We start from the raw sequence: 25,148 nt of genomic DNA on the forward strand, positions 1-25,148 counted from the left end.
TTCCCACTAGATCCCGTCCCATCCGGCCGGAGCCGATTCCACGCTGTCGAACAGCTCGTTCAAAACACTGTCGGTCGACTCCGGCAGCTCACCGCCTGATGCCGCCGCGTCGCCGCCGACATCGTCCTGCGGCAGCAGCTTGCCGGTCAGGTGCGCCGCCAGTGCCGCAGTTGTCGGGTGATTCCACAGCATGGTCGCCGACAGCTCCATACCGACCAGCTGTTCGATATCACGGCGGACCGCCATCGCCATCACGGAGTTCAGGCCGAGTTCGGCGAACGGCCGGTCCAGCTGCAGCTCAGCCTCCGACATGCGAAGCTCGCGCGCCAGAATGCTGCGCAACCCGATTTCCAGCTCGCTCAGTATCTCATCGGCGGGCAGCTGCGCCCAGTCTCGGACCGGTCCGGCGCCACCGGAAGCGGACTCCCCGGGCTTTCCTTCCCTGGGCAGCGGAACCATCACGGCCTGCGCGACGTCGTAGTGCTCCACGTGGTCCCAGGCGGCGAAGGCTTCCGCCGGGGTGATGGGCCGCGAGCCCATCCGTTCCAGTTCGTGCAGCACCACGTGCGCCTCGGCCCCGAAACCCAGGCCCTTCCACGCCACCCAGTCCAGGCTGACGCTGTGGCAACCCAGCTTGTGGCGGGCACGGGCCAAGCCGTCCAGGTAGGCGTTGGCACTCGCGTAGGCGCCCTGACCAGGAACCCCGAACACCGCCCCGGCGGCCGCGGTCATGTAGAAGAAGTCCAGGCTTCCGGGCGGGAAGATCTCGTTCAGCACCTGGGCGCCCGCGACCTTGGGCCACATGGTGTCGCGCAGCCGCTCGGCCTCCACCTCGGTGAGCAGCTGCCCCTCGGTGATACCGGCGGCGTGGATGACGCCGCGGATCGGCGGGGCGCCGGCGGCGTCGCGGCGGGCCAACAGGTCGGTCACCGCAGCCCGGGACCCGACGTCCAGGCCGGCCACATCAACGGTGACACCGCGCCGCTCCAACGCCCGGATGGCGGCGATCTTGTTCCGCACGCCGGCCTCGATCTCCTCGGAGTCCCAGTCGCGCCGGGGCGGCAAGGCACTGCGGCCGGCCAACACCAGGCGGCGGGCACCGCGGTCGGCCAACCATCCGGCCATCAGCAGGCCGAGCGCTCCCATACCCCCGGTAATGAGGTAGGCGCCGTCGGGCTGGCACACCATCGGCTGGCGCTGCGGCGGACCGGAGATCGGAGTAAAAGCCGGCGTCAGGAACTGGTCGCCACGCCACACCAGGATGGACTTGGCCGGCGTGCGCAGGATGCTCGACAGCGCCGCAGCGCTGCCAGCTGCATCAGCGGTGTCATCGGTTGGCAAGTCCACCAACCCACCGCAGAGTTGCGGCTGCTCTGCCCGGATCACGCCCGCCATTCCCCACAGGCAGCTTTGGCGCACGGCAGCTGCGGAGGCGGCCTCGTGGACACCGTGGGTGACGATCCACAGGGCCGGGGGGTGCGTGTCGCGGTCGGCCAGGGCGGCCACCAGGTCGGCCACCTCGCCGGCCAGTCGGGCCGCACAGTCCAGGTCGGATTCGTCTGTGGGGACTGGGTCGGCGACATAGACGACGTTCTGGGCCTCAGCGATCCCGACGCTGTGATGCCCGACCGCGCTCAGTCCGTCGCGCAGACGGTCCGCGGCGACACCGCCACCGACCACCGTCACGGTTCCCGGCTGACTCGGGGCCTGCAGTTCGGCGTCCCAGGGCTGCCAGTCGATCGCGTGGGCGATCGAGCTCGGGTCGTCCGAGTTGGCCACGTTGAGCACCGTGTAGCGCAGTCCCCGGATGTCGACACACTGGGCGCCGTCGGCAGTGGTCACGGCGATGTCGACGATGAGTTCGCCCTCACCACCGTCGCGCCGGTGCACGGTGACTCCGGCCCGACCGTCGGCCGGTGCGTCGCCGAAGCGGACATCGTCGACCGACGCCGGCACCATCAGCTCGGGGTTGGTGTTGTCGACCAGGCGGGCGACATGCAGAGCGGCGTCGAGCAGCGCTGCCGTGCCGGACTGTGCGGACGCGACGTCGGCACGCAAATGGGTCGCGGTGAGGCGACCGGAGGTCAGCGACCACTCGAAAGGACGCCCCTCGCTGCCCCAGGTGAGCCACAGCGCGGTCACCGCGTCGTCATCGAAGGGGGTCCCGCTGTGGCCGTTGGTGAGGCTGGAATCAACAGCGAGCCCGAGGGATTCGTTGCGCGGCGTGATGCGGGCGCTGAGGTGTTTGACCCACCGGGCGGCCGGGTCGTCGGAAACCGACTTCGACGACACTGTCACTGATTCGCCGTCGGCGACCACCTGGATGGTCCGCGGCCGGTCGACGATGATCGGGTGCTCAAACCGGATCTCGCTGACCGCCGAGTCTCCGCTGACTTCGAACGCCGCGTCCGAGAGGGTTTGCAGCAGCACCGACGCCGGGACCAGCTCGACCCCGTTGTTGCGGTGACTGCCGGGATACGGCTTGGAATCCGGCGACAACCGGGCTTGCCACAGGTGGATGGTCGGCGTGCTGCCGATCTTGATGTGGGTGCCCAGCAGCCGGCCCGGCCGTGGTGCGGATTCGGCTGCGGTGATGGAACTTTCGACCACAAGCCAGTGATGGGTGTGTCGCCACGGTGTGGTCGGCAGCACCGGGTAGGACCCCGACGGGTGCGGCAGTTCGCGCGGGCTCACCGGGTGGGCGCTGTTGAGATGCTGATGGAAGGCGACGGTGTCATCGCCTTCGCGCACCAGCGTGGCGACGCTGCAGTGCGGCACCGCGTCCAGGATCTCGTCGATGGTGTGGGTAAGGATCGGATGCGGGCTGATCTCGATGAACGTGCCGTATTTGTCCCCTGCGGCAGCGACCGCCTGATTCACCCGGGCCGGTTGGCGCACGTTGTCCGCCCAGTAGCGGGCGTCGAGCACCGGAGTGGGTCCGAGCGGATCGACCACAGTGGACAGGAACGGGATCTGTGGCATTTGGGGGGTGATGTCGGCCAGTTCGGCACGCAGTTCATCCAGGATCGGATCCATGAACGCGGTATGAGAAGCCACTTCCATGTTCACCCGCCGCGCAAACCGCTCCGCAGCAGCCACCGCAGCAATCACCGCATCCACATCCGCCGGCGCACCCGCCACCACCGTCTGCCGCGGCGACAAATACCCCGCCACCTCAACACCGGGATAACCCGCCAACAACTCTTGGGCCGAGGCGGCATCCAACTCCAACAACGCCACCGCACCCTGACCGGCCTGCCGCGACATCAACCGCGACCGCACCCCGATCACCTTCAAACCCTGCTCCGGCGTCAGCGCCCCGGCCACCACCGCCGCAGACACCTCCCCCATCGAATGCCCAATCACCGCATCCGGAACAACCCCATAGGAACGCCACAACGCAGCCAACGCCAACTGCAACCCCATGATCACCGGCTGCACCTGCGCATCACCGGAAATCTCAACGCCCTGCTCGATCACCTCACGCAGCGAAAAACCCACCTGCCGGGCAAAAACCGGCTCCAACTCATCAACAGCCGCAGCAAACACCGGCTCATCGGCCAACAACCGACGACCCATCCCCACCCAATGCGAACCCTGACCCGAAAACACAAAAACCGTGCCGGGTCCGGGCAGCACTTCAGCGGGTTCCACCACGCCCGGTGCGGATTCACCGGCGGCCAGCGCGGCAAGCGCGGTAACGGCCTGCTCGTGATCGCGGGCGGCGATGGTGGCGAATTTCTGGTGGCGCGTGCGGTGATGGTTGAGCGCATGTGCGATGTCCGGCAGCGCGATCTCGGCGCCGTCGTTGGCCATCCACTGTGCGAGTACTTCGGCGGTGGCCGCGATACGCGCTGGCGACTTCCCCGACACCACCAACGTGCTCACCGGCACCGCAGCAGCCGCCGCGACAACCTCAGCATCCGGCGCCTGCTCAACGATCACATGCGCATTCGTGCCCGACACCCCAAACGAGGACACCCCCGCCCGACGCACACGCGACACCGCCGGCCACGCCATACCCTGACCAGCAATCTGAAACTTCGACGCCCCCACACCCGCATTCGGCGTCAACACCGAAAAATTCAAATGCCGCGGAATGAAACCCCGCTGCACCGACAACACCGTCTTGATGAACCCAGCAACACCCGACGCAGACTCCAGATGCCCCAAATTGGTCTTCACCGACCCCAACACCAACGGCGCCGAAGAACCCCGCTCACCAAACACCGCCGACAAGGCATCCAACTCAATCGGATCACCCAACGCCGTACCAGTGCCATGCGCCTCGACATAGTCGATATCGCCCGGCCCCAACCGCGCCGACGCCAACGCCGCCCGCACCACCTTCTGCTGCGCCGGACCCGACGGCACCGTCTGACCCGACGACGGCCCATCCTGATTCACCGCCGAACCCCGCACCACCGCCAGAATCCGATCACCATCACGCTGCGCATCCGACAAACGCTTGAGCACCACCACCCCAGCGCCTTCCGAGCGGACGTAACCGTCGGCGGCCGCATCAAAGGTCTTGCACTGCCCATCCGGGGCCAACATCCCCCACCGCGACGTCGCAATACTGTTCTGCGGGGTCAAGATCAGGTTCACCCCGGCCGCCAACGCCTGATCCGACTCCCGACGCCGCAAACTCGCACACGCCAAATGAATCGTCACCAACGACGACGAACACGCCGTATCCACCATCATCGCCGGACCATGCACACCCAAGAAATACGACAACCGACCCGCCGCAAAATTAGCCGCATTTCCGAAGGGAACGTAGGGGTCGACTTCTTGTGGTCGGATCTGGCTCATGATGTCCAGCGCGTAATCATTGGTGGTCATGCCGACGAAAATGCCGGTCTGGCTGCCCCGGATCGCCTCCTTGGTGATCCCGGCATGCTCCAACGCCTCCCAGGCCACCTCCATCAACAACCGCTGCTGAGGATCCATCGCATCGGCCTCACGCGGCGAAATACCAAAAAACTCCGCGTCAAACTCCGCCGGCTGCCACGACGTCAAAAACCCACCCTCACGAGAACAGATCGTCCCCGGCACCGAATGATCCGACGAATAGAACGCATCAGCATCCCAGCGATCCGCCGGAACCCGAACAATCCCCGAACCCTCATCACACAACAACTGCCACAACGCGGCCGGACCATCCACCCCACCAGGCAGACGACACCCCACACCCACCACCGCGATCGGCTCAGTATCGCCGGCCTCAGCAACAGCCAACCGCGCCGTCAAATCATCAATCTTGCGCAGCGCCTCAGCAACAATCGCCCGACGATCCGGCCCCCCGACCGGCGCAGCACTCTTCTCGCTCAACTCAACCTCCCCGAGAGCCGCGCGAGCAGCTCGTCATCTGTCATACAGACCGAGCAGTAGCATCCAGTCGGTCGAACCCATCACGCTGGTAGATCTCTACACAGCTGGAACGGCGGATCTTGCCGCTGGTCGTGATCGGGATGGCACCCGGCGACACCAGGACCAAGTCTCCGCTCACCAGGCCGTGCGCCTTCGACAGCGCAGCCGTCACCTTGCGACGCACCTCGGTCAGCCTGTCCAGAATCTCCTCATCGGACCCCCCCTTGTTCTTGAACTCCGCGATCGTAACAAGCTGCTCGGACTGGCTGTCGGGGATCGAGACCGCGGCGACACGACCACCGGTGATCTCCTGAACGGTGGCCTCGATGTCGTCTGGGTAGTGGTTGCGCCCGTCGACGATCAGCAGGTCCTTGATCCGGCCCACGATGTAGAGCTCGCCACCGGAGATGACGCCGAGGTCGCCGGTCATGAGCCACGGCCCCTGCGGGGTCCCCGGTGTCGGGTCGACGAGCTTGCCACCGAAGGTGGCTTCGGTGGCCTGCTGGTTGTGCCAGTAGCCCGCCGCGACGTTGGGGCCGTGTGTCCAGATCTCGCCGACTTTGCCTTCCGGGTTCTCGGTCTGGGTTTCCGGATCCACGATACGCAGGGTGCAGGCCCGAGGAACACCGCAGCTGACCAGCTCGACGCCACCTTCGGCGCCACTGGGCTCGGCCGTACCGGCCGCCAGCTTGGTGTAGTCGAACCGCGCGGTCGGCGGCGGATTTCCGGGAGTGTTGGACGTCAAGTAAACGCTCGCCTCGGCCAGCCCGTAACCGGGACGCAGCGCGGCGGCGTTCACGTTGAACTTGGAGAAGCGGTCGACGAAGCGTCGCAGCGTCGCGGCGTGAATCCGCTCCGCACCGAAACAGAAGGTATGCACGTTGCTCAGGTCGAGACCCGCCATGTCCTCATCGGAGGTCCGCCGCACGGCCAGCTCGTAGGCGAAGTTCGGTCCACCGGTGAATCCGACGGGAACCTTGGCGAGTTCCTGCATCCAGCGGGCCGGCTTCGCCAGGAACGCCATCGGGCTCATGTGCACCGTGTGCACTCCCAGGACCAGCGGGTAGATGACGGTTCCGAGCAGACCCAGGTCGTGGTAGAACGGCATCCACGACACCAGGTTGAGTCCTTCGGGCGCTTTTCCGCCGGTCAGCGCGAAGGTGTCGTCAGCCATCTGCACCATGTTCGACACGGCGTTGGCATGAGTAACCATGACGCCGGCCGGGGTCCGGGTCGAACCCGACGTGTACTGCAGGAAGGCCACCTTGGTCTGTGCCGTCGCGCTGGGTGCTGCCACTGGCTCGGAGTCGAGGTCCAAGGCGTCGACCTCGATAACCACCGGCGGTTTTCCGCCCAGGCCCTTGATCGAGCTGGCGATGTCGCCGACAGCAGACGTGGTGGTCAGGATCGCTGCCGGGGCACTGTCCCGCAGCGCCGCCGACACCCGCTCGTCGTGCACGCCGAACATCGGCACAGGCAGCGGGACGGCAATCATTCCCGCCTCCAGCGCACCGTAGAACCCGACGATGTACTCCAGGCTCTGCGGAGCCAGGATCGCCACCCGGTCGCCCGGAGAGGCGCAGGTCGCCAGTTCTGCGGCCACTACCCGCACGCGGTTACGCAGCTGCGACCAGGTGACGGTCTCGCGGTAGCCAGCGGGGTCGACGTCGTAGTCGATGAACGTGTACGCAGGCTCGTTCGGCTTGTCCCGTTCGAGGTTCGCCAACAGGGTCGGGATGTGCGTTTCAGTTACCGACATTGCGTTGTCTTCTCCTTATGCTGTCAGGTCCGTGGACCTCACCTGCTGAGTACTTCGGCCCCGTCGAGAGTCGTTGCGCTTACTGTCCGAACTGACGGTTTCGCTGCGCAAGGTCCCTGCACAGCGGAGGTATGCAATTGGATTAGCGACATTTGGGATGGATCCCCCACGGGATCAGGTCTGGCGGGCATCCCAAGCGGGCTTGCTCAGCTGAATACTTCAGCCTCAGCGCAGGTTGGTTGCTCGCCGTGCCGGGTGCAGACGGGGGCGGGGACCTCCGAGCGCCGAGATCGCCCGGCCGACACGGCCGGTGCGGATGATTCGACCAACGACACGGGTACCCCTTCTGGATGTTTGGAACCTGCCTAAAACTCCTTGGACCCCGACATCCCAGGCGTTTCCCTCCCGCGGAGGCTACCACGGACGCGCTGCTGACAGGCAATTTATGGCCCACATACAGCGCAAACGCAGCAGATCCGCCATAGTAGCGGAGAAGTCAATTACGCGCATCACGAGTAACTTCGGCACCAAGTGCCCATTCACATTGCGGGCAGGCCGGACGCGTCAGCCCTGGCAGTACTGCGCGATCTTCTGCTCGATCTCGCCGACCAGTTCCGGTAGGTGTTCGGTGAGGTAGAAGTGGTGGCCCGGCGCGGTGAACACCCGCGCGCTGAATTCGGCGGTGGTGCGCTCCGCCCAGGGGCCGACCTTCTCCGCGGTGGCGACGTCATCTTCGTCACCATGGAACGCAAAAATCGGACAGGACACCCGGGCCTCGGGCGGGCAGTCATAGTTCGCAATGGCCTTCAGACCGCGCAGGGTCGGCAGAATCTTGGCCGCGAACTCCTCGTTCTCCAAGAATTCGGGGTTGACTCCCGTCATAGTGCTGACGGCGTCCAGCAGGCCCCGATCGGACTCGGGGATGTTGTCGTAGCCGGCTCGTCCCGGGGCGCCCGCCGCCGACACGAACAGCGCGGCAATTCGATGTCCGTCCGCCTCGAATCGGCGCGCCACCTCGAATGCCAACAGTGCACCCATGCTGTGTCCGAAGAAGGCGACCGGCCCGTCGGTTGGAGCCGGCGGTGCGACTGTCTTGCAGACCTGGTCGGCGAGGTCTTCGATGCTGGTGAAGGCGCCCAGGTCGTGGGTTCCGCCCTTGCCCGGATACTGAACGCCGATGCGCTTGACGTCGGTGGTGAACGTCTTGGAGAACGGCACGTAATACTGCGGCGATCCGCCGGCGTGCGGGAAGATGTAGAGCTTCGGCGTACGGTCAGTCACTCGGCAACCCTAGCGGCGATCGCAAACCCGGCGGAGCCGGGTGAAGCGGGTCGCCGCCATTCAGCACAACACCGCAGCACCACTAGCCGGTCGCTGCATCCGGCGCGGCGAACGGCTCCCCCAGCTGCGGGATCGGCGTGTAGCCGTGCCGACGCCCTTGGGCGACGCCGCGGCGAATCAGCGCGGCCGTTCCGACGAAACCGGCGTGGTCGATCGCCACGAACGGCGTCAGCAGCCGATTGTGGACGAAGCCGATCGCCAGCCCCGAGGCCGGATCCGCCCAGCCCATGGAACCCCCCAGTCCGACGTGACCGAATCCGGGCAACACCGGTCCGAACGGGATCGCGTGATAGCCCAGGTGGAACGCCAACGGAACCCCGATGGTGCGGTCCAGCTCCAGGGTCTGCGGACCGGTCAGGCCCGCCACAAGGCGGGGCGACAGCAATTGGGTGCCATCTATCTGCCCGCCGTTGGCCAGGGCACCGTAGAGGCGAGCCAGCCCGCGGGCGGTGGCAACCCCGTTGAGGGCGGCGGCCTCGGTGTCCAGGAACGGAATGCCGCCGCGGACGGTGTCCATCAACCCTGGGAAGTAGAAGGCGCCCAGGCCCCCGTACCGCAGCGCCGCGGCCGCCCGCGGCGCCAGCAGGTCCACTACAGCGTTCCGCCGACTGCGCTGCGGCATGATGATCTCCGCTGCGACGGTAGGCGCGTCGGCGGGCGGGCGACCCAGGTGCAGTCCGTCGACACCCAGCGGTCCGGCCAGCTCCGTGCGGAACAGCTCACGCATTCCCACGCCGGTGACGGCTCGGGCCAGCCCGGACACCAGCCAGCCGTAGGTCAGCGCGTGATAGGCGGGTTTGCCGCGCTCGGGTCCCGGCGCCGCAGCGGCCATCCGGGCTTCCATCGTCACGTGGTCCAGTAGGTCCGACCTGCTGGCGCCGTTGAGGTGGGTCAGGCCTGCCCGGTGTCCCAGCAGCTCGCGGACGGTGATCGCGGTCTTGCCGTTCGCCCCGAACTCCGGCCAGTACTGCGCCACCGGCACGTCGTAGTCGATGAGGCCCCGATCGACCAGCCGATGAATAACCGTCGACGCCGCACCCTTGGTCGCCGAGAACACCATGGCGCCGGTGTCGGCCGACCACGGCACCCGTCCCGCTCGATCGGACCACCCGGTCCACACGTCCACCACGGGCTGTCCATCGAGGTAGATCGCCAGCGCCCCGCCACCGAAACGGCGACCCGGGAACATCGCGGCGAACGCGCGCACAGCACAGGCGAAGTTCGGGTCGGCCACGCCGTGCACGTTCGCCGGAAGCTGCGCCCGACGAACCTCGAGATGCGGTGTCATGGCTGGGAATCTACCGCGTCGACCGGGCGAAATAAGTCGGATTACCGGACGCGCGTGCCACTAATTCCAGATGGCCCCGAGGATTCGCTGCGCGGCCAGCGCGGGGGTCAGTTCTCCGCGCAGTACCTGTTGTTCCACCTCGGTGCGCACCTCGCGCACCGCCGGGTCCGACAGCGCGCGTTCGAGCACGGCGTCGCGCACCAACTGACGCGTCCAATCCACCTGCTGCGCCCGTCGCCGGGCGTCGAACTCGCCGGCGTCGATCAGCGTCTGCCGATGCCGCTCCACCGTGTCCCAGAACTCCGGCAGCCCGGTGCCCTCGATGGCGCTCATCGTCAAAACCGGTGGCCGCCAGAGAGTTTCGCGGGGGTAGATGAGCCGGATAGCGGTCGACAACTCCCGCGCAGCCAGGCGTGCTTCGGCCAGGTGGTGGCCGTCTGCCTTGTTGACCACCACGATGTCGGCCAGCTCCAGCACGCCCTTCTTGATGCCCTGCAACTGGTCGCCGGTGCGGGCCAGGGTCAAGAAGACGAAGGTGTCGACCATGTTGGCGACCGTGACCTCGGATTGGCCGACGCCGACGGTCTCGATCAGGATCACATCGAAGCCGGCGGCCTCCAGCAGCACCACCGTCTCGCGGGTGGCCTTGGCGACTCCACCCAGGGTGCCCGACGTCGGCGACGGCCGGATGTAGGCGCGTTCGTGCGCCCCCAACCGCTGCATCCGGGTCTTGTCCCCCAGGATCGAACCACCGGTGCGCGTCGACGACGGGTCGACCGCCAGGACGGCGACCCGGTGGCCCTGCTCGATCAGGTGCATTCCGAGGGCTTCGATGGTGGTCGACTTACCCACGCCGGGAACCCCGGTGATGCCCACCCGGCGAGCCCCGCCGGCGTCCGGTAACAGCGCCAGCAGCAGTTCCTGGGCCTGCTGACGGTGGTCGGCGCGGGTGGACTCGACCAGGGTGATGGCCCGGGGCAGCACGGAGCGGTCACCGGAGCGCACCGCCGCCGCCAGCTCGGCAACGGTGTCAGACACGTTGTCGGCCATCTATTTCTGGTCTGCCGCCGGTTCTGCTTGGTCGGCGAGGCTGTAGCCGCGCTGGGACGCGAGGGTCTTCAGCAGGTCCACGGCAGCATCGGCGATCACCGTGCCGGGCGGGAAGATCGCGGTCGCCCCGGCGGCATAGAGTTCGTCGAAATCGCCGGGCGGGATCACGCCCCCGACCACGATCATGATGTCGGGCCGGCCCACCTGCGCCAGCGCGTCACGCAGCGCCGGCACCAACGTCAGGTGCCCGGCAGCCAGCGAGGACACCCCGACCACATGCACGTCGTTGTCCGCAGCCTGGCGCGCCACCTCATCGGGGGTGGAGAACAGCGCGCCGACGTCCACATCGAAACCGATGTCGGCGAACGCGGTGGCGATCACCTTCTGGCCACGGTCGTGTCCGTCCTGGCCCATCTTGGCGACCAGGATGCGGGGCCGACGGCCGTCGGCCTCGGCGAACTTCTCGACCAGGACGGTTGCGCTAGCGATGTTGCTGCCCTTCCCGACTTCGTCACGGTAGACGCCAGAAATCGTACGGATCTCGGCCTGATGGCGACCGTAGACCTTCTCCAGTGCGTCGGAGATCTCCCCGAGCGTGGCCTTGGCTCGAGCGGCGTCGATGGCCAGCGCCAGCAGGTTGTTGCCCAGCCCGTCATCCCCAGCAGGGCCGGTAGCCCCGGCCGCCCGGGTCAGCTCGGCCAGCGCGGCCTGGCAGGCCGCCTCGTCACGCTCGGCGCGCAGCTGCTCCAGTTTGGCGAGCTGTTCGGCGCGCACCCGGCTGTTCTCGACCTTGAGCACCTCGATCTCTTGGTCTTCGGCAACCTGGTACTTGTTGACGCCGATCAGCGGCTGACGCCCGGAGTCGATGCGGGCCTGGGTGCGGGCGGCGGCCTCCTCGATGCGCAGCTTCGGGATGCCGTCACTGATGGCCTGGGCCATGCCGCCGTGCGCCTCGACCTCCTCGATGTGGGCCCGGGCTCGCTGCGCCAACTGATGGGTCAGCCATTCCACGTAGTAGGAGCCGCCCCACGGGTCGATCGGCCGGGTGGTGCCCGACTCCTGCTGCAGCAGCAGCTGCGTGTTGCGGGCGATGCGGGCGGAAAAGTCGGTGGGCAGCGCCAGCGCCTCATCCAGGGCGTTGGTGTGCAGCGACTGGGTGTGGCCCTGAGTGGCGGCCATCGCCTCGACGCAGGTGCGCGCGACGTTGTTGAAGACGTCCTGGGCGGTCAGTGACCAGCCGGAAGTCTGCGAATGTGTGCGCAGTGACAACGATTTCGAGCTCTTGGGGTCGAACCGCGCGACCAACTCACTCCACAGCAGCCGGCCCGCACGCAGCTTGGCGACCTCCATGAAGAAGTTCATCCCGATGCCCCAGAAGAACGACAGCCGGGGCGCGAACTTGTCGATGTCCAGACCGGCGTCCAGACCGGCCTTGATGTAGTCCACTCCGTCGGCCAGGGTGTAGGCCAACTCGAGATCGGCTGTGGCACCGGCCTCTTGGATGTGGTAGCCCGAGATCGAGATGGAGTTGAACTTCGGCATCTTCGCGCTGGTGTAGCCGAAGATGTCGGAGATGATCCGCATCGACGGCTTCGGCGGATAGATGTAGGTGTTGCGCACCATGAACTCTTTGAGGATGTCGTTCTGGATGGTGCCGGCCAATTTCTCCGGTGGCACCCCCTGCTCCTCGGCGGCCACCACATACAGCGCCAGGATCGGCAGCACGGCGCCGTTCATGGTCATCGAGACGCTGACCGCACTCAGGTCGATCCCGTCGAACAGTTGCCGCATGTCCAGGATGGAATCGATTGCCACCCCGGCCATTCCGACGTCGCCTTGCACCCGCGGGTGATCCGAGTCGTAGCCGCGGTGGGTGGCCAGGTCGAACGCGACCGACAGACCCTTCTGCCCGGCCGCGAGGTTGCGGCGGTAGAACGCGTTGGAGTCCGCCGCGGTCGAGAACCCGGCGTACTGGCGAATCGTCCACGGCTGGTTGACGTACATCGTCGGGTACGGCCCGCGTACGAACGGCGCTTCGCCGGGGAAGCTGTCCAGCGGGTAGCCCTCGGCGACCGCGGCGGAGCGATCGGCGGCGGTGTACACCGGCTTGACCGCAATTCCCTCCGGGGTCTGCCATTCCAACTGCTCGGGTGTGTAGCCGTGCGCGGCGGCGGCCGCCGCGACGTGCTCGGCGACAGCGGCTTCGGTCACCGGTTCGGCGACGCGGTCACCGTGCAGCGCGACCTCGGCGAAACTGCCGAGCGTGCCGTGCGAGGTGCTCGTGGTCATGGCTCTCAGGCCCCCAATCGGGTCAGTAAGTCCGACAGCGCCTGCACCGCATTGATTTTCATGGTCAGGTAGTCGTCTGGGTTCGGATCGGTGTCAGCGTTACTGGCCAGTGCCTTGGCGGGCCCCGCCAGGTAGACCCGGTCAACTCCGGCGGTGCGCGCCGCCCCGATGACCGCGGCCGCTTCGGCGCCGTAGCGGGCATCGCTGCCGCACAGCACCGCCGCGGCGGGTGAGCCGGCCGCCGCGACGGCGGCGGCCACCTGCTCGGCATCCAGCGTGCCGGGGTTGATCACCGCGATGCCGCCGGAGGCCAGCAGGTTCGCGGCGAACGTGGTCCGAATGTTGTGTTCGGCCATCGGCCCCAGCGGCAACAGCAACACCTGCGGCCGGGCACCGGTGCGCGCCAGGTAGGCGTCGGAGCGGTCCCGCAACCCCTCGAACTGCGCCGCGTAGCGTCGCACGCCGACCGGGGCCGACGAGTCGGCCGACTCGGAAGGCGCAGCCAACGGCGGCTCATCAAGGTTCGGGTACTCGTTGACCCCGGTGATCGCGCTGCGCCGATGTGCGATGTCCGCGGCCCGCGCGGCGGCAACCTCGGCGATCCGCTCGGCGATGTGCTCGCGGGCGGCCTCGAATCCGCCGAGCGCTTCGATCTCCTGGAACTGGCGCCAGGCCTGCTGCGCCAACTGTTCGGTGAGGTCTTCGACGAACCAGGATCCGCCGGCCGGGTCCAGCACCTGGCCCAGGTGCGACTCCTCCAGCAGCAGCAGTTGGGTGTTGCGGGCGATCCGCCGCGAGAACGTTGTCGAAGTGCCGGGCTGCCCACCGGGAATCACCGTGTCGAACGGCCACACCAGCACGGTGTCGGCCCCGCCGACTCCGGCGCCGAAGGCGGCCAGGGTGGTGCGCAGCATGTTCACCCACGGGTCACGCTGCGTCATCATCGCCAAAGATGTCTCGGCGTGGACGAGGGCGGCCCCGGCTTCGGGCGCCCCGGCGACCTCGGTGACCCGCGCCCACAGTTGGCGCGCCGCCCGGATCTTGGCGATCGTGATGAACTGGTCGTCGTCGGCGGCGATCCGGAAGCTGATCTGGCGGGCGGCGTCGGCCACCGGCAGGCCGGCATCGGTGAGCACCCGCAGGTAGGCCACAGCCGCGGCCAGGCCGGCAGCCAACTCCCCTGACGCGCCGGCGCCCAGGTTGTGCAGGGCCGGGCCGTTGACGGCGATGGCCCGCACCCCCGGATGGGCGACGGCCCGCGACGCCACCGCGACCACCTCGTCGATCGATGGTGCCGGCCGGTCAGTCAGCGGCGCGGTCAGCGGGTCGGCACCCAAATCCACCGACAGGTTGGCGCGGTTGTCCGGGTCGAGCGCGTCGACCAGCGCCAGCATGGTCTCGGCGGCCGTGGTGTAGTCGCCGGCACCGGCACCGTCGAGCAGCACCGGAACCAGGTCCAGGTAGACGTCGTCGAAGACGCCCCGCAGCTCGGCCGCCGGCACGCCCGCCTCGCCGACGCGCAGGGTCAGCGCGCTGACGCCGTCGGTCAGGGCACTCAGCACGGCACCGTTGGCGTCGGCGGCCGAAGCCGCTCCGCCGATGGGAAAGACCTCGGCAACCTTCCAGCCGGTGTTGACATCGCGCCGGGCGTCGGCACCGCGCACGAAGGGCCACTGGCCGGGCAACGGCGGCTCCGGCAGCGCGTCGAACGCGGTGTAGAGCGCCCGCACCGCGAAGCCACCCTGCCCCGCCAACCCCTCGACCGGGGTGTCCAACAGCCGTTCGGGCTCACCGCCGGTCTCGGCGTCGATATCGGCCGGCTCGCGGCGCGCGCTCTTGGCCAGCACCCCGGCTACGGCGGCACGCCACCGGGCCCGGGCCTGCTCCATGCCGGCGGGTTCGGCGGACACGTCGATTGACACCGGCGACTCCTGTGGTTACTCGCGGGTAGCTGTTGAATCGCTACCCAACATGTGTCAACCAGGCTAAATGATGGCGATCGGCCGACTCGGCTGAGGTGTGCCGAGCGGCGAAACTCCCGCTGAGTGACACGAAGTGTTCACCCCCGGCCCGTAGTCTTGGGTGCCGTGATGCCCGCCGCGACCCGAATCCCGGATGTGCTGCGTGGCGCCTGGTCGGTCTTCATCGCCACCGCGCGTCAAGTGGCGCTGCGACGGCTGGCGTTGACGACGGCCGTCGTCGGAAGCCTCGTCGCGGTGGCACTGCTGGTCCCGGTGCCCTCCGCCGTGCAGCTGCGGGACTGGGCGCAGACGTTGGGGCCGTGGTTTCCGGTGGCGTTTCTGGTGGCGCACACCGTCGTCACGGTATTCCCCTTTCCACGGACCGCGTTCACGCTGGCCGCCGGCCTGCTGTTCGGTCCGTGGCTGGGCGTTCTGCTGGCGGTTGTGGCCAGCGCGTTGAGCGCCGTGGGGGTGCTGATTTTGATGCGGGTATTCGGTTGGCAGTTGAGCCGGGTAGTACGTCATCCGCGGCTCGACTCACTCGACGCCCGCCTTCGTCAGCGCGGTTGGCCCGCCGTGGTGTCGCTGCGGTTGATTCCGGCGATCCCGTTCTCGGTGATCAACTACGCCGCCGGCGCCTCGGCGGTGCGACTAGTCCCGTACACGGTGGCCACCCTGATCGGTCTGCTACCGGGCACGGCCGCCGTGGTGGTGCTCGGCGACGCCCTGACCGGTGAGGTGAGCCCGCTGCTGTTCGCGGTTTCGGCGTGCACTGCCGCGGTCGGGGTGGCACTGCTGGTCTACGAGGTGCGCTCGCACCGCGCACACCGGCCCGAGGCCGGCCCGGAAACCCGCGAACTGGATCCGGCCGAATCGGTGACCATCGGCTGATCACGGCGGCTCGGACGCAGACGTGATCGGCGAATCAGGCGTACCTTTCAGGCAGTAAGCTGATCTAACGTTGGGGCTTCTGATGCGCAGGTGGCGGCCGCGATCGTCGCAGGGAACCGAATCGGCGACCGTGCTCGCCGACTTGGCGCCGGGCCAGCAGGCCACCATCACCGGTGCCGCATCGCATGCCCCGCCGGCGGTGGCAAATCGACTGCGGCAGCTCGGTTTCCGCCCGGCCGCCCGCGTTGACGTGGTCCGTCGGGCCCCGCTGGGCGATCCCACCATCTACCGCGTGCAAGACACCGAACTGTGTCTGCGGCGTCGGGAAGCCCGCCTGATCGAGATCGACGGCGTCGGGGGTGGTCAGCGATGACCAACTGTCACGAGGGCAGTGCCACTGCCATCAGGGTGACGCCGGCACAGCGGATCGCGCTGGTCGGAAGCCCGAACGCCGGCAAGACCAGCCTGTTCAATCACCTGACCGGGCTGCGCGCCAAGACCGGCAACTATCCGGGCGTCACGGTGGGGCGCAGCGTCGGGATGGTGACCGTCGGCGGTGTCGAGGTGGCGATCGAAGACCTGCCCGGCACCTACAGCCTGGACCCGATCAGCCCGGACGAACAGGTTGTTGCCGACGTGCTGGCCGGCGGAATCGACGGGATCGGCCGGCCCGACGCGATCGTGTTGGTCGCCGACGCCACCACGCTGCGCCGCTCGATCACCTTGGTGGGCCAGGTATTGCGCCTGGATCTCCCCACCCTGTTGGTGCTCACCATGACCGACGAGTTGCGTTCGCGTCGAGGTGGAGTCGACGTGGAAGCTCTGACGGCCGCGATCGGCGTACCGGTCGTCGCCGTCATCGCCAACCGGGGCGCCGGCATCGAGGGCCTGCGCGCCCTGTTGGGGTCCCGCGACACCTGGTCAGGGCCTGCGGTACTGCCGCCGTCGGAGGCCGAGGCACTCGACGCCTGGGGCACCTCGGTGCTTTGCGCCGCGAACTACGTTGCCCCGCACCGAGATCAGCGGACCGCCCGGATCGACGGCTTGGTACTGCACCCGCTGTGGGGCCTCGTGATCTTCTTCGCGGTCATGTTCGCGTTCTTCCAGATCATCTTCACCGTCGCCGCCCCACTGCAGGACCGGATCGCCGCCGGGCTCGACTGGCTGGGATCGCAGGTCGATGGCCACCTCGGCGGCACGGTGATTGGCGGTCTGATCGGCGACGGAGTGATCGGCGGTGTCGGCACCGTGTTGCAGTTCCTTCCGCAGATTGTGTTGCTGTTCTTGCTGATTGCACTGCTGGAGAACGTCGGTTACATGTCACGTGCCGCATTCCTGATGGATCGCGTCATGGCCAGAACCGGACTGGAAGGTCGCGCGTTCGTGGCGATGCTGTCCTCGTTCGCCTGCGCAGTCCCCGGGATCATGGCAACGCGCACACTGCCGTCATCGCGTGATCGGATCGCCACCATCATCAGTGCGCCCTTGATGACGTGCTCCGCGCGGCTGCCGGTCTATACCCTGCTGGTCGGGCTCCTGGTCGCACCGCAGACGCGTTGGTGGGGCTTCAGCGCGCAGGGCGTCACCATGTTCCTGCTGTATCTGGGTGGTGGCACCTCGGCTCTGCTGGCCGCAGCGGTGTTCAAGTCGACGATTCTGCGCAGCGACCTGCTGCCGTTCACCATGGAACTGCCGCCGTATCGCTTCCCCTCGCCCACTGCGGTTCTCATCGCGATGTGGAACGCGGCGAAGATCTTCTTGCGTAAGGCCGGGACCGTCATCCTGGCCACCTCACTGGTGCTGTGGGTGTTGATGAATCTGCCCACTCGCAGCGCCGAGACGGCAGCACTGCCGCCACCCGACGCCACCGCCTACGTCCTGGACCACAGCTACGCCGCGGGCATCGGCAGGGCGATCGAGCCGGTTTTCGCGCCCCTGGGCTTCGACTGGCGCACCAACATTGCGCTGGTCGGGTCATTGTCGGCCCGGGAAGTGTTCGTATCCACGCTCGGCCAGGTGTCGGCGGCGACCAACCCCACCGACCCCCACCAGGCGCTGCTGTCGATGTCCGACGACAACGGCCGGCGAGTGTTCAGCGCACCGACGGTCATCGCGCTGATGGTGTATTTCATGTTCGCGCTGCAGTGCATGTCCACCGTCGCGGTCATGCGTCGAGAGACCAATTCCTGGCGGTGGCCTGCTTTCGCGTTCGGCTACATGTTCGTCTTGGCCTGGGTGATGGCGTTCGCCGCCCGGTCGATCGCAGTGGGCCTGGGCGCATGATCCCCATGCATGCGGTGGCCACCGCTGACCCGCAACGGGTGCGGTGGGTGATCGACCACGACCGTCTGCCCGCTGCCGGGCGGGTCCAGCAGGCTCCCGGCCGGCTGGGTGAGCTGCGCGACGGCGGCGTCATCGATGAGCTGACGGTGGCCGGATCGGAGATCACGATCACGCTCAGCCGCCGACAGAATTGGCGTGCCCGCGGCGAGGAGATCCGCGTCGCACTCGACGAAGCGCTGCGCGCACCGGCCGACTGGCGGGTCGCGCCCGCCGAGCGCAGCGGCGACCTGACGCGGGCAGCCCGGGAACTGCTGGAGGGGCCGATCGGCGATATCGCCGCATCCCACGGCGGCGCGATCGAGCTGGTCGAGGTGACCGGCGACCGGGTGCGGGTGCGGATGTCCGGCGCCTGCCACGGCTGCCCCGCCTCGGAATCGACGCTGTATGACCGACTGCAACGCGAACTTCGCCGCCGGTTCGGCGACCAGGTCACGGTTCTGGTGGACAACCCGTCGGCCGCGGTGTCTGTCGGCAAGACGTTGTTGGCCTTGTTCGTACGCCCAACGCAGAATCCGTCACGCCGGCGAATCCGCGGGTAGCGTGCTGAAGATGCCGTCCTTGGCCGACACGGTCAGCCGACTGTTGAGTTCACGACGGCTGATGCGCGCCCCGATCTGGCTGTACCGCGCACGACTCGGCGGCCTCCTCGGCCAGCGTCTGTTGATGCTCGAGCACATCGGGCGCAGGACGGGCGCCCGCCGCCGTGTCGTCCTGGAAGTCATCGACCACACCGTCGGCCACAGCTATGTGGTGGCATCGGGCTTCGGCGAGCGCGCTCAATGGTTTCGCAACGTCCGCGCTAACCCCCGGGTGCGGGTCTACGCCGGGAGCAGCGTCGCGATACCGGCCACCGCCCGAGTACTCGAGCAGGCCGAAGCCGACCGGGTGCTGGGCCACTACATCGAGCGCCACCCCCGGGCGTGGGAGAAGTTCAGCGCGGTACTCGAGAAGACACTGGGCGAAGCGGTAACCCCGCCCAATACGGCACTGCCGCTGGTCGAATTGCGCCTGGACCGATAGCGCTTCGGCAAACAACACGAAGCCCTCATTAATCCAGCAACAATTCGGTGAAAAACGGCGTGCGAATAGCGGGCGCAAGACGCTGCGCCGTTACAGTCTTCTTTAGTGCCATGTGCTGGCACAGCACAAATTGGACAAGTGCTCGACGGAGTGAAGGGACCGGATCAATGGCTGATCGGAACGCCTCGGTGCGCAAATATTTGACCGAAATGATCGGCACGTTCGTTTTCATGTTCGCTGTGCTCGGCATCGTCTTGTCCGGCACCGAGTGCGTCGCCGCCACCGCGCTGGGCATCGGCTCGGTGCTGATGGTGATGGTCTATGCCAGTGGGCACATCTCGGGCGGCCACCTGAACCCGGCCGTCTCCGTGGCCGCGTATTTGCGCGGAGCACTGCCATTGGGTGACTTGGGGCCCTACATCGTTGCGCAGTTGGTCGGCGCACTCGCCGCGTTCGGTGTGGGTTTCGGGTTGTGGCATGACAAGTACGCCACTGGGACACTTGATCTGGCCGGCACCGTGTGGCCCGCATTCTTGGCCGAATTAGTATTCACATTCGCGTTGTGTTACGTGGTTTTGCACACCGCAACCAGCAAAGACAGTGCCGGCAACAGCTTCTACGGTCTGGCGATCGGATTCGTGGTGACCGTCGGTGTGGTGGCGGTCGGTGCGATCTCGGGCGGCGCGTTCAACCCGGCCATCACCTTCGGCCTGATGCTGTCGGGGATCTTCGCGTGGAAGTTCCTCTGGGTCTACCTGATCGCCCAGCTGCTCGGCGCGGTCGTGGCCGCCTACGCCTACAAGGCGACCACCCTCGACGAGCACACCGCCGCCTCCTCCCGCAGGGGCTAACTCCCCGACGCTACGGCTCCAGGGCCCGTACCCCGCCCCCGGCGGTGTGCGGGCCCTGCGCCGTCATCGCGGCGAACACCATCAGCAGCAGCACAGCGGGCACGATGTTGGCGATCCGGTTGCGCACGCGCAGGTGGATGCCCAGCGCCCCGGCGAAATACAACGTCAACAACCCGGTGGTGAGCCGGGCGACGGCCGGGAAGCGGAACACCGATGCCAGCCCTAACGCGGTGGCGGCTTTGGCCACCGGGACCGCCCAGCGGACCTCCTCGGGTATCCCCATGGCATCCATGTTCTTGGCGACATAGGGCACCGGGATCGCCGACGCCACGGCGTCTCCGGCCAGGAATGCGGCCAGCGCCGCGTAGGTCGGCCGTGCCGTCAGCGCGCTCACGCCAGACCGGGATCGAGCTGCGCCGGCAACACGCCCTCGACCGGCTTGCGCGCGTCGGCCTCCGCCTTGGCAACCGCCTGGGCGATCGCCGGATCGGTCTGGGTGGTGAACCAGTCGGCGACTTCGTCGCTGTCGTCCTCGGACCGGTGCCGCGGCTCGTCGTCCGGCGACGGCTGGTAGCGGAAAACTCCGTCTTCGCCGGGCGCGCCGAGCAGCTTGGTGAAGCCCTGCAGGGCGGAGCCGAAATCACTGGGCACCACCCACACCTTGTTGGCCTCGCCCCGCGCCATCTCCGGCAGCACCTGCAGATACTGGTAGGCCAGCAGCTCAGGGGTGGGTCGGCCGGCCTTGATCGCGGCGAAGGTCTTCTCGATCGCTTTGGCCTGGCCCTGGGCCTGCAGGTAGGCGGCGGCGCGTTCACCTTGGGCCCGCAACATCCGCGACTGCCGGTCGGCCTCGGCGGCCAGGATCGCCGCCTGCTTGGCACCCTCGGCGGTCAGGATCTCGGACTGCTTCTGGCCCTCGGCCTGCTTGATCGCGGCCTCGCGCTGGCCCTCGGCAGTCAAGATCATGGCCCGCTTCTCGCGGTCCGCCTTCATCTGCTTCTCCATCGACGCCTGGATCGACGGCGGCGGGTCGATGCTGCGCAGCTCCACCCGGGCCACCCGCAGGCCCCAGCGCCCGGTCGCCTCGTCGAGCACGCCGCGCAGCTGGCTGTTGATCACCTCGCGGGAGGTCAACGTCTGCTCCAGCGTCATCCCGCCGACGACATTGCGCAGCGTGGTGGTGGTCAGCTGTTCCACCCCGACGATGTAGTTGCTGATCTCATACACCGCGGCCTTGGGGTTGGTCACCTGGAAGTAGACGACGGTGTCGATGTTGAGCGTCAGGTTGTCCTCGGTGATCACCGGCTGAGGCGGGAACGAGACCACCCGTTCACGCAGGTCGATGCGGGCCCGCACCCGGTCGATGAACGGGACAAGCAGGGTCAGCTGACCACTGACGGTGCGGCTGTAGCGGCCGAGTCGCTCGATCACCGCCGCCTCGGCCTGCGGGATCAGCGCGACCGACTTGGCGACCACGATCACCGCGAACACCACCAACACGGCCAGCAGCAACAGCCCGGTTGTGACGCCTTCCATGACGATTCCTTTCCTTACAGGATCTTGCCGACCACGGCGGTAGCGCCGTCGATGTGCATCACGGTGACCTGCTCACCGGGTTCGAAGACGTCGCCGTCGGTGAGCGCGCGGGCGGTCCACACCTCGCCGTCGAGCTTCACCCGGCCGCCGTGCTGTTCGACGCGGTCGAGCACCAGGGCGGTCTTGCCCTGCAGCGCCAGCACCCCCGTTTCGCCGCCCGTTCCCGCCCACAGCCGGCGACGCAGCGCGGGGCGCACCAAGACCAGCAGCAGCACCGAAACCACCAGGAACACCGCCCCGTCGGTCCACAGCGGCCAGTCGGTCAGGGCGCTGGCTGCCGCCGCCGACAGCGCACCACCGGACAGCATGAGCAGGAACATGTCACCCGTGAGGGCCTCGGCTCCGGCGAGCCCGAGTGCGAAGACCAACCAGATCAGGGCAGTCGGCATGCGGTCAGGATAGCCCGAGAACCGCTTGAACCTGTGCGCTCCGGCAGCGACGCCGCGGGCAACTACACTGCCTTGCATCATGTGGTGCCCGAGTACTTCCCTGTCGGTGTGGGCCAACGCCTGGCTTGCCGGCCGGGCCGCACCCGATGATGTGTTGGACGCATTATCGGCCTGGGCGCCAGCGCAATCGGTGGCCGCCCACGATGCGGTCGTCGCGAGCAGCATCGGCCTGTCATGGCCGGATGCGTGCGACGGCGGCGCGGCCGCCCTGCTCAAATTGGTGCGCGGCGCGGGGCCGTCCGCCGCCGGCTACGGCATCCGACCGGTGTTTCCGGTTCCCGGCGATGTCCGCGGCCTGCCGGCCGCGACGACCTTTTCCCAGGAAGCGATCCTCGCCGGCGAGGCCGTTCTGATCGGCTCATCGGATTCCTCACCGCCGATCGGACTGGTTCCGGCCTACTCAGAAGACACCGAGGATGGTTACGCCGCCGAGCTGTGCTGGACCGTGTTCCCGCTCACCAGCATGCCGCCGAGTGAACAGCACGATCTCGGTGACGCCGAATACACGTTGCGGTCGGCGGTGCGAACGGCCGCCGAAGCATTGGGCTCCACCGGTTCGCGGTGGGCCGACTACGGCGTGGAGGATCCGCGGCTGCGGGTGGAGCAGATGATGGAAGCCGCGCTCTTGCACCGGATTCCGGACCACGCACCGAACCGTGCGGTACGCGTACTGCAGAGCGCCGCCCACGTCGAGGCCATCATCACCGTCAGCGCCGATCTGCTTACCGCCAGCGCTCAGACATCAGCGGCGGTGCAGCGCGCCGTGGATACGGTTGCGCCGCTGACGAGCGTGGTGCGCTCGGCACGCAGCGCCGCGGTGACCGAGATTCTGCATTCGGCCTGGCGGGCGTAGTGCACCGTCGGTGAAGACGGAACCGAATTGGGGTGCGCCGCGCCCTGGCCGAACCATGGAGATCGTTGCCCGCCTCTGAGCGACACCTGGCAGCCGCACGCCCCATACCTCGTCGTTGTCGCTCGAAGGCGGGCAACTCTCCTATCGCTCTATTCCGGCGCCATCAAACCCGCCCACAGCACCGAGACCATGACGGAATCCGGACACGCCGACCTAGGCGGCCTAGCTGGGCTTCGAGGATGTCGGCGCCACCGCCGCGATGCAGTGTGATGACCCGCACGGCGCCCCGTCGACCCCGAACCCGCAGCCCAGACCGGCCGGACCGGCGATGCGTTCGGGTGCGGCGCCGTCGCGCAGCTCCTCGACCAGGCCCCGAGCCAGCCGGGCCAGCCGTCGATCGGCGTTCGGCGTGGTCGCCCGCGCGTAGGCGATTCCGGCGTCCTGCGCCGCGGAGCGGACTTCGTTGTCGAGATCCCAGACCACCTCGATGTTGTCGCTGAGAAAGCCGATCGGGCACACGATCACCGCGCGTGCGCCGGCCTCAGCCAGGGTCGCCAGGTGCGCTTCGACGTCGGGATCCAGCCAGGGCACCTGTGGCGGCCCCGAGCGCGACTGCCACACCTGGTCGTAGTCGGTGTAGCCCGCGGCGGCCGCGACCAGACTCGTCGCGTGGGCGACCTGGCGGCTGTAGAGCTGGGGGCCGTAGCGTGCGTCGGCGGCCACCGGGATGGAGTGCGCGGTGAACACCAGCCGGGCCGAATCGCGCAGGCCGGCCGGCAGGGTGTCGGCGGCGGCGCCAATAGCCTCGGCGAACATCGCCACAAACAACGGATGGTCGAAGTACTGGCGCAGTTTCACCAGTTCCGGTGCCTGCTCCCCTACCGCCGCTCGCGCCCGGGCAATGTCCTCGGCGTACTGGTCGCATCCCGAATATCCGCCCCACGCCGAGGTCGGGAACACCGCGGCACGTCGCACGCCGTCGGCCGCCATCTGGGCGACGACGTCCTCGACGTAGGGGTCCCAGTTGCGGTTGCCGAAATACACCGGCAGCCCGGGCATTTCGGCACGCATTGCATCGGCCAGCGCACGGTTGATCCCATTGATCGGCGACACGCCACCGAAGTGCAGGTAGTGCTCGGCGACCGCGTCGAGCCGGGCCGGGGGCACGCCACGTCCACGGGTGACGTTCTCCAGGAACGGCCGAACCTGCTCCGGGCCTTCAGGACCGCCGAAGGAGAGGAGTAAGACGGCGCCTACATCCATCGCCGTCCTATCTACAGCAACTGGGTGTGCGCGCCGCCGTCGGCGTAGACGACCGTTCCGGTGGTGGACGGCAGCCAGTCGGACAGCAGCGCGCAGACGGTCTTGGCCACCGGCGTCGGGTCCTTCATGTCCCAGCCGATCGGGGCCCGCTGGTCCCAGCCCTCTTCCAGCAGCCGGATCTGCTCGCCGGCGCCTTCACCGAGGGCACCGCCCACGATGGCGCTCATCGCCAGCGTCCGGATCGGCCCGGCCGCAACCAGATTCGATCGCACTCCGACCTTGCCGGCCTCGCGCGCCACGAACCGGTTCACCGACTCCAGGGCACTCTTGGCCACCGTCATCCAGTTGTAGGCCGGCATTGCCCGGGTCGGGTCGAAGTCCATGCCGACGATGCCGCCGCCGGGGTTCATGATCGGCAGAACCGCTTTAGCCAGCGAGGCATAGGAGTAGGCCGAGATGTGGATGCCCTTGGCGACGTCCTCGTAGGGGGCGTCGAAGAACGGGTTGATGCCCATGCCGGTCTGCGGCATGAAGCCGATGGAGTGCACCACCCCGTCGAGTTTGTTGCCCTCGCCGATCACCTCGGTGACGCGCTCAGCCAACGAGCCCAGGTGCTCCTCGTTCTGCACGTCGAGCTCGAGCAGCGGCGCCGGCTCCGGCAGCCGGTCGATGATGCGCTGGATCAGCCGCAGCCGGTCGAAGCCGGTACACACCAGCTGCGCGCCGGCTTCCTGCGCCACCTTGGCGATATGGAACGCGATCGAGGAGTCGGTGATGATCCCCGTGACCAGGATCCGCTTGCCTTCGAGAATGCCTGCCAT

At 67.7% G+C, this 25,148-nt stretch carries 19 protein-coding genes; 7 read left to right on the forward strand and 12 right to left on the reverse strand.

The features are described 5' to 3' along the window. Positions 1–6: 6 nt before the first annotated feature. The 7 genes from MJO54_RS12430 to mutA form a co-directional block, all read right to left on the reverse strand. Entirely contained in the window at positions 7–5,334 is a 5,328-nt protein-coding gene (locus tag MJO54_RS12430) for a type I polyketide synthase (protein WP_240174997.1), read from the reverse strand. 40 nt (positions 5,335–5,374) lie between these two features. Beyond that, positions 5,375–7,132, reverse strand: a complete 1,758-nt coding sequence (locus MJO54_RS12435) for an AMP-binding protein (protein WP_064889154.1) — start codon at positions 7,130–7,132, stop codon at positions 5,375–5,377. A gap of 564 nt (positions 7,133–7,696) precedes the next feature. Further along, on the reverse strand, positions 7,697–8,413 hold the full coding sequence (locus MJO54_RS12440; RefSeq protein WP_240174998.1) for a thioesterase II family protein: 717 nt from the start codon (positions 8,411–8,413) through the stop codon (positions 7,697–7,699). Between the two features lie 82 nt (positions 8,414–8,495). Continuing rightward, the gene (lipL, locus tag MJO54_RS12445) at positions 8,496–9,761 is read right to left on the reverse strand and encodes an esterase/beta-lactamase LipL (RefSeq protein WP_275564460.1); all 1,266 of its coding nucleotides are present in this window, start codon (positions 9,759–9,761) and stop codon (positions 8,496–8,498) included. A 60-nt stretch (positions 9,762–9,821) separates the two neighbouring features. Next, a complete protein-coding gene (meaB, locus tag MJO54_RS12450) occupies positions 9,822–10,811 on the reverse strand; it encodes a methylmalonyl Co-A mutase-associated GTPase MeaB (RefSeq protein WP_064888341.1) in 990 nt (329 codons plus the stop codon). Beyond that, positions 10,812–13,100: a methylmalonyl-CoA mutase gene (gene scpA, locus MJO54_RS12455; RefSeq protein WP_240174999.1), complete on the reverse strand. Its 2,289-nt coding sequence runs from the start codon at positions 13,098–13,100 to the stop codon at positions 10,812–10,814. A gap of 5 nt (positions 13,101–13,105) precedes the next feature. Beyond that, positions 13,106–15,022 (reverse strand): methylmalonyl-CoA mutase small subunit, encoded by a 1,917-nt coding sequence (mutA, locus tag MJO54_RS12460; RefSeq protein WP_240175000.1) that lies wholly within the window; start codon positions 15,020–15,022, stop codon positions 13,106–13,108. A 168-nt stretch (positions 15,023–15,190) separates the two neighbouring features. Here mutA and MJO54_RS12465 point away from each other — a divergent pair, with 168 nt between their 5' ends. From MJO54_RS12465 to MJO54_RS12490, 6 genes are all read left to right on the forward strand, one after another. After that, positions 15,191–15,952, forward strand: a complete 762-nt coding sequence (locus tag MJO54_RS12465; RefSeq protein ID WP_064888342.1) for a TVP38/TMEM64 family protein — start codon at positions 15,191–15,193, stop codon at positions 15,950–15,952. A gap of 82 nt (positions 15,953–16,034) precedes the next feature. Then, on the forward strand, positions 16,035–16,325 hold the full coding sequence (locus MJO54_RS12470) for a FeoA family protein (RefSeq protein ID WP_046282978.1): 291 nt from the start codon (positions 16,035–16,037) through the stop codon (positions 16,323–16,325). Continuing rightward, on the forward strand, positions 16,322–18,235 hold the full coding sequence (gene feoB, locus MJO54_RS12475; protein WP_240175001.1) for a ferrous iron transporter B: 1,914 nt from the start codon (positions 16,322–16,324) through the stop codon (positions 18,233–18,235). Before MJO54_RS12470 ends, feoB begins: the two co-directional genes overlap by 4 nt. Beyond that, the gene (locus tag MJO54_RS12480; RefSeq protein ID WP_064888337.1) at positions 18,232–18,834 is read left to right on the forward strand and encodes a NifU family protein; all 603 of its coding nucleotides are present in this window, start codon (positions 18,232–18,234) and stop codon (positions 18,832–18,834) included. Before feoB ends, MJO54_RS12480 begins: the two co-directional genes overlap by 4 nt. 10 nt (positions 18,835–18,844) lie before the next feature. Next, the gene (locus MJO54_RS12485; RefSeq protein WP_240175002.1) at positions 18,845–19,315 is read left to right on the forward strand and encodes a nitroreductase family deazaflavin-dependent oxidoreductase; all 471 of its coding nucleotides are present in this window, start codon (positions 18,845–18,847) and stop codon (positions 19,313–19,315) included. 167 nt (positions 19,316–19,482) lie between these two features. Next, entirely contained in the window at positions 19,483–20,166 is a 684-nt protein-coding gene (locus MJO54_RS12490; protein WP_046282981.1) for an MIP/aquaporin family protein, read from the forward strand. A 10-nt stretch (positions 20,167–20,176) separates the two neighbouring features. On the opposite strand, the gene MJO54_RS12495 is transcribed toward MJO54_RS12490, so the two are convergent. Genes MJO54_RS12495 through MJO54_RS12505 form a run of 3 tightly spaced genes read right to left on the reverse strand, consistent with a single transcriptional unit; the run spans position 20,177 to position 22,151 of the window. Beyond that, complete coding sequence (locus MJO54_RS12495; RefSeq protein WP_064888336.1) at positions 20,177–20,560, reverse strand: DoxX family protein; 384 nt, start codon at positions 20,558–20,560, stop codon at positions 20,177–20,179. Continuing rightward, entirely contained in the window at positions 20,557–21,702 is a 1,146-nt protein-coding gene (locus MJO54_RS12500; protein ID WP_046282983.1) for an SPFH domain-containing protein, read from the reverse strand. The genes MJO54_RS12495 and MJO54_RS12500 overlap by 4 nt, the downstream gene beginning before the upstream one ends. A gap of 14 nt (positions 21,703–21,716) precedes the next feature. Beyond that, positions 21,717–22,151, reverse strand: coding sequence for an NfeD family protein (locus MJO54_RS12505; protein WP_046283022.1), 435 nt, complete (start codon positions 22,149–22,151; stop codon positions 21,717–21,719). 79 nt (positions 22,152–22,230) lie between these two features. On the opposite strand from MJO54_RS12505, the gene MJO54_RS12510 reads away from it, so the two are divergent. After that, positions 22,231–23,064: an Rv1486c family protein gene (locus MJO54_RS12510; protein ID WP_065153493.1), complete on the forward strand. Its 834-nt coding sequence runs from the start codon at positions 22,231–22,233 to the stop codon at positions 23,062–23,064. Between the two features lie 222 nt (positions 23,065–23,286). Here the strand turns inward: MJO54_RS12510 and MJO54_RS12515 are convergent, their stop codons facing one another. Both MJO54_RS12515 and inhA read right to left on the reverse strand, forming a co-directional pair. After that, positions 23,287–24,327 (reverse strand): ferrochelatase, encoded by a 1,041-nt coding sequence (locus MJO54_RS12515; protein ID WP_240175003.1) that lies wholly within the window; start codon positions 24,325–24,327, stop codon positions 23,287–23,289. A gap of 11 nt (positions 24,328–24,338) precedes the next feature. Continuing rightward, positions 24,339–25,148, reverse strand: a complete 810-nt coding sequence (gene inhA, locus MJO54_RS12520) for an NADH-dependent enoyl-ACP reductase InhA (RefSeq protein WP_024443408.1) — start codon at positions 25,146–25,148, stop codon at positions 24,339–24,341.

This window comes from Mycolicibacter virginiensis, from assembly GCF_022374935.2.
GTDB lineage: Bacteria > Actinomycetota > Actinomycetes > Mycobacteriales > Mycobacteriaceae > Mycobacterium > Mycobacterium virginiense.